We start from the raw sequence: 5,748 nt of genomic DNA, 5'->3' as shown, positions 1-5,748 counted from the left end.
GCCCTGGCCCTCCCTAGACCACCCGGGGCGGGCCATCCGCCCGTACGACCTGGATGTCCAGCTCGATACGGAGCGTGGCGCCGATGGTGGCGATGCCGTGAGCGACCATCTTCTGCCAGGTGAGGGTGAAGTCCTCGCGATGCAGTTCGGTGACGGCCTTGCAAGCCGCGCGCGGCTCGCCCTCCATGCCGGTGCCCAGGCCCAGGTAGCTGGTGTCCAGCTTCACCGTGCGGGAGACGCCGTGCAGGTCCAGCACCCCCGTCACACCCCAGTGTGAGCCGCCCCGGTGCACGAAGTCGCCGCCGCTGAAGCGCACGTACGGATGGACGGCGACATCGAGGAAGTCTCCGGACCGCAGGTGGTCGTCCCGCATCCGGACCCCGGTGTCGATGCTGTCCGCCTCGATGGAGACCTCGACCCGGGAGTCCCGCATCTGCTCGGCGATCCACAGGCTGCCCGAGAAGCGGTTGAACCTGCCGTGGATCTCGGCCAGGCCGATGTGGCGTGCGATGAACCGTACGGCGGTGTGGTTCGGATCGATGTCCCACCGGCCCGGTTCGGGGACGGGCGGCGCCGGGGCCGCGGCCAGGTCGATCACCCCGGCCGGGAACCACTCCCCCGCGAGCACCCGGACCGGAACGCGGCGTGGCTGAAAACCGTCACATGCTACCGACAGCTGGTAGGTGCCAGGCGGCACGGCCGCGGTGAACAGCCCGTACGCGTCGGTGCCGCCCTCCGCCACGGACCGCCCCGCCTCGTCCAGCACGGTGACCGCGGCACGTATCGGCAGCCCCACCGGGTCGACCACCTGGCAGTCCACCCGCCCGGCCCCTTCGGGCAGCGGTAGCCACCCATGCCCGGACGCTCCCCCGCCCCCGGTGTTCCCGCGCCGCCGCCGCAACAAGCTGAACACATTCGCACCCTTCGCCGTCATGTCCGAAAATCGCCCCCCACCTTGACAGGCTTCAACGGACCTGACGTCAGGTGCCCGCAATACGGACTAGTAACGTCCACACTTCACGCATCTTCGGAATGTTTTATTCCGAATTCGGCGGGTGATCCGGCGGTGGAGCCGGTCGCTGCCGGGACCGCAGAGACCCCCGGCCCCATGGAACGGCCGAAGCCGCTCGGCGCCGGCACGCAGACAGGCACGCAGACAGGTCAGAGGGGCTGGAGCCGGGTGCGCAGCAGGCAGAACTCGTTGCCTTCCGGGTCGGCCAGGACGTGCCGGCTCTCGGTACCGGTCTGGCCGACGTCGACGGGCCTGGCGCCGAGAGCGAGCAGCCGCTCCAACTCGGCGTCCTGGTCTCGGTCGGTGGCGTTGACGTCGATGTGCAGTCGGAGCTTCCCGGTCCGAGGGGCGCTGCTGGGGCTGAGGACGAGGACGGGCCCCGGGCCACCGAAGCCGGCACCGGGCGGCCCGATCTCGATGCTTCCGTCGTCCTCCCGGCCGAGTTCGACGTAGTCGAGGACCCTGCCCCAGAACTCGGCGAGCCGCTCGGGGTCGGCGGCGTCGATGACCAGTTCGCTGATGCGGCATGCCATACCCGTCAGTCTACGTAGACCACCCGGGAATCGGCCGTCGGCCGCGTGCGCACCGTTGGGCGGCGCGCGCCGCGATCCCGGTCGCGGCCGTGCCTGGCTCACCCGCCCTCGGGACAGGGGCCGTGCGAATGTGCTGGAGCTTCACCCGACCGGGCTGTGTTCCCCGTTTCTCCGACCACCGTCCGTAACGACCCATCAGTGTTGCGCCATGGAGGTTCGGGGATCTCGTCCGGTCAAGGCCAAGGGCACGCCCATGGGCGAGGAGGAGGCGTATCGTACGGCCGCTGAGGATCTGCCCGTGCACGGAGTGTCCGCGGTGCCCGCCGCACGCGGTGGCACCGGACCGAGGCCGACCGGGATCGCCGTGGGGGTGCCTTGGGCACCGCTGCGCGGCAGTGTTCTCGGCTACGTCGGGTTCGGGCCCGATGCCCGGCTCCCCTTGCTACAGAAGGTTCTGCCGGCGGCGGCGGTCATAGTGGTCCTCAGTTTCGACACCGGCTCACGACTGCGCTCACCTGCCGGCGCGGTGAACATGTCCCCGGTATCGGTCATCGGCCTGCACGACGGTCCCGCCCTGGTGGAACACAGCGCCTGGCCCTGCGGTGTGGCCGTCGGTCTGACCCCGCCCGCCGCCCACACCGTGTTCGGCGTGGCGATGCGCGAGCTGGCCCACACCTACACCGGTCTCGACGATCTGCTCGGCGAACAGGCGTGGTGGCTGCTGGAACAAATGGCGCAAGCCCCGTCGTGGAACGCGCGCTTCCGTGTGCTGGACCGGCAACTGGCGCAGTGGCTGCGAAACGGCGCTACGGCGGAGGCCAGGGTTGTCCACGCCTGGCAGCGACTGCGCCGGACCGCCGGCCGGCTGCCCATCGGCTCGCTGGCCGACGAACTCGGCTGCAGCCGGCGTTATCTGGAGAAGCGCTTCAGCGAACACGTGGGCCTTTCGCCCAAGACCGTCGCACGGGTCTGGCGATTCCAGCACGCGGCACGTCTGCTGGGCGCACCCGGCCATTCCCTGGCGGAGATCGCCTACCTGTGCGGCTACTGCGACCAGGGGCACCTCAACCGCGAGTTCCGTGCACTGGCGGGATGCACGCCCACCGAACTCCAGCCACCGCGACCGGCACTGTAGCGGTCTCGAAGCCGCCGGGCACGAACATCGCCCCCGTTCGCATTCGTCCAAGAGACCGGCCCCTGCCCGCATCTACCGTTCCGGGAAGCACCACAGAAACACCCGGTACCGGCCATCCCGGCGTCCGCACAGGCCGTAGGGCGGCCTACCGACGTCCAGCGGATACCGGACCGTTTTCCCGTCACACCGCCGAGGAGTGACGGACGTTCGGAGAACACCTCGGAGCTAGGGGAGATCCCGTGAACAGTACTGAGAAGCCACGCAAAACAGCCCTCCGCGCCTTCCCGGCCGGTACGGCCGTACGGAAGAAGCTGACCACCGGGCTCATGGCGGCCGCCTTGGCCGCCGCGACGCTCATCCTGCCCGCGACCACCACCGCATCCGCGTCGGAGACCCGCGTCACGGGCACCCAGGGCGTGTACTACTACACCGGGGGCGACGTCCGGGCCAGGGCCTGGAGTGACTGCCGCAACGGCTGGACCTGCTTCTTCACCGAGTACGACGGCGGCGGCGCCATGTGGCGGGTGCCCAGCTGCGGCCGCCACGTCGTCCCGGCCGCCTTCAACGAGCGCCTCACATCCGGCTGGAACCGCACCCCCACCGTCATCGACCTCTATCTCCACGGCAACTTCACCGGCTTCATGGGCGGCGTACCGGGCCACTGGCAGGGCAACCTCGCCCCGTCCGACAACGACCGCACCAGCTCCGTCGACGCCCGCTGCTGACCGAAAAGAACGTCAGGCCCCGGGTCACGCCAACTCTCCGGCACGGCCCGGGGCTTCAGCTGACCGCGCCGGGGGCCCCGCACGGCCCTGCGACGTGCGACGGCGGGGCCGCCGCTGACCGGGTGCCCTGCGGCGGCGCTGCGCACCGAATCCCCGTTCCTGTGAGGTCAAACACTGTTCAAACATCCCGTTGGCTAGCGTCTGCGACGACCAGTCGGCAAGGAAGGGAACAGTTCGTGGGCATCATGAACCGGAAGGGGAGCGCTCTCGCCACCGCGGTGGCGGGGGCGCTGATAGCCACGGGGGTCACACAGGCGGTCGCCGCGCCAACCCCCGGGCCGGACCTGAGAGCGGATGTGAACCGGGACGGCCGGGTCGACGTGCGGGGCGGCTCCGACACGGAGGGGGAGGACACCTGGACGACATCGCGCGGGGCGATCGTCCTGCCCAACATCGACGACGACACCAAGCGCTGCCCCAAGGACGACGCCCGGGGCGAGCCCTTGTCGGAGGCCAGGCTCATCGCGTGCAACGACGCCGCGGACGGCGTCGTCAACGGCCCCGAGGACGCACGTGATCTGGCCCGCATCCGCAGTGTCCCCCTGCCCGGCGCGGCGGCGGACGCGACCGGCAGCGTCCGGGCCGTGGGCCCCGGGGCGTCGCAGGCCCGGGTGTTCGTCAAGCGCTCCGGCCGCTGGGTCCAGTTGCGGCCGGACGACCGGCTGACCGCCGCCGAGGTCCGGGGCGGAGTGGAACTGGGCGTGGAGGCGAAGGACGTGCCGCGTGACTCCGCCGTCTGGGACGGGCGGATCACCTTCCGGCTGAGCGTCTCGCAGCGCGGTTCCACCGCTTCCGACGACGTCACACTGCGGGTGGCACCAGTGCTCACCCACCATCACCTGCAGAAGGCGGAGCAGGTGCTGGTCGCCGAGCTGCCGGGCCGGACCGCGCTGGCCAGGTTGCAGCGGAAGTTCGTCAGGGACCTCGACAGGATCGTCCGGGACGCGGGCATCCGCAAGCCGCTGGGGAAGCTCACCGACTACGGGGACCCCTGGGTGCAGGACTTCTTCGAGCCCGGCTACGCGACCATGCCGGCGCCCGGCGGGAAGACCCACGCCATGCGGGTGCTGATCCGCTCGACACAGGACCGTGAGGCGGGCCGGGAACTGTACGAGAAGCTGCGCGGCCCCGGGGTGGGCGTGATCGAGGCCGGGAAAATGGAGCCGGACGGGGACTGGTCACTGAACTCCATGGGCAACCTGGAGACGATCCCGCCCCACCGGCACGCGGGCAAGGACTTCCCCGCCGGGCGGATCATCATGGGACACCGGAAGGACTCCGGCGACAAGCCGTCGCGGGCGATGCGCGCGTTCCTGTCCGCCCAGGGCATGCAGTCGCCGCTGCTGCTCGACACCTCGTGGCTCGCGGTCGGACACGTCGACGAGTTCGTCCAGTTCCTGCCGGCCAACACCCCGCGCGGCTGGCGGATCGGCATCGCCGACCCGGACCTGGGCATCGAACTGCTGCGCGATGCACAGCGCGACGGGCACGGCGGCAAGAAGATGTTCTCCGTACCCGACCAGGAGGCCAGTCCGCCCACCCCGAAGGAAACCATCAACGATGTACTCGGCTCGCGGGAGTTCCTGGCCGACAACAAGCTCGCGGCCGACCGGATCAGGGCGAACCTGGAGATCCTGAAGCGGGAGACGGGCATCACCGACTCCGAGATCGTCCGGGTGCCTGCCCTGTACAGCGCGGGTGCACAGCCCCTCGCGTCCGGCGATTCCGCGGTGACCGGCGTCCGCGAACTGCGGCGGCTCGGCCCTGAGGGATGGGGCGGGAAGAGCCAGCTGTACGGGCAGAAGCGGGAGCAGAAGCCGCGGGCGCGCGGCGGGGCGCCGGAAACGCCCCGGACGGCCGCGTACGTGCCCGGCGCGGTCAACGGCGTCCTGCTGAGCCCCAACCGCTATCTGGCCCCGAAGCAGTGGGGCCCGGTGATCAACGGCCGGGACGTCTTCGGGCAGGCGGTGAGCGCCGCGTACCGCAAGGCCGGGTTCACCACGGTGTACCTCGACGACTGGTACACGTATCACCTCGGCATGGGCGAGGTGCACTGCGGGACGAACACGCTCCGCGCGACCTCCTCGTGGTGGCGCGCCCGCGGCTGACCGCCGCTGACACCGGCTGCGCACCCGGTTGCGCATCCCGTCGCTCATCCGGCCGCCGTCCCGCACCTCGGGGCGGCGGCCCCCGTCAGGTGCGTTCCCGGAGTCCTGCCCGAAGCCGGGGATCCTGACGGGCCCGGCGGGCGTGAGTCTGAGGTTCGCGGCTTCGAGATCGCGG

General features: G+C 70.8%; 5 protein-coding genes. 3 read left to right on the top strand and 2 right to left on the bottom strand.

Going from position 1 to position 5,748, the window contains the following annotated elements:
• Positions 1 to 13: 13 nt before the first annotated feature.
• Both ACWF94_RS31290 and ACWF94_RS31285 read right to left on the bottom strand, forming a co-directional pair.
• A complete protein-coding gene (locus ACWF94_RS31290) occupies positions 14 to 913 on the bottom strand; it encodes a YceI family protein (RefSeq protein ID WP_453496055.1) in 900 nt (299 codons plus the stop codon).
• Positions 914 to 1,161: 248 nt separating this feature from the next.
• Positions 1,162 to 1,545, bottom strand: a complete 384-nt coding sequence (locus ACWF94_RS31285) for a VOC family protein (RefSeq protein WP_453496049.1) — start codon at positions 1,543 to 1,545, stop codon at positions 1,162 to 1,164.
• A 208-nt stretch (positions 1,546 to 1,753) separates the two neighbouring features.
• On the opposite strand from ACWF94_RS31285, the gene ACWF94_RS31280 reads away from it, so the two are divergent.
• From ACWF94_RS31280 to ACWF94_RS31270, 3 genes are all read left to right on the top strand, one after another.
• Positions 1,754 to 2,680: a helix-turn-helix domain-containing protein gene (locus tag ACWF94_RS31280; protein WP_453496047.1), complete on the top strand. Its 927-nt coding sequence runs from the start codon at positions 1,754 to 1,756 to the stop codon at positions 2,678 to 2,680.
• A gap of 239 nt (positions 2,681 to 2,919) precedes the next feature.
• Positions 2,920 to 3,405 (top strand): peptidase inhibitor family I36 protein, encoded by a 486-nt coding sequence (locus ACWF94_RS31275; RefSeq protein ID WP_453496044.1) that lies wholly within the window; start codon positions 2,920 to 2,922, stop codon positions 3,403 to 3,405.
• A 245-nt stretch (positions 3,406 to 3,650) separates the two neighbouring features.
• Complete coding sequence (locus tag ACWF94_RS31270; protein ID WP_453496052.1) at positions 3,651 to 5,573, top strand: protein-arginine deiminase domain-containing protein; 1,923 nt, start codon at positions 3,651 to 3,653, stop codon at positions 5,571 to 5,573.
• The last annotated feature ends 175 nt before the right edge of the window (positions 5,574 to 5,748 follow it).

It is taken from the genome of Streptomyces sp. NPDC055078 (genome assembly GCF_053607985.1).
This window is presented reverse-complemented; position numbering and strand designations above follow the sequence as displayed.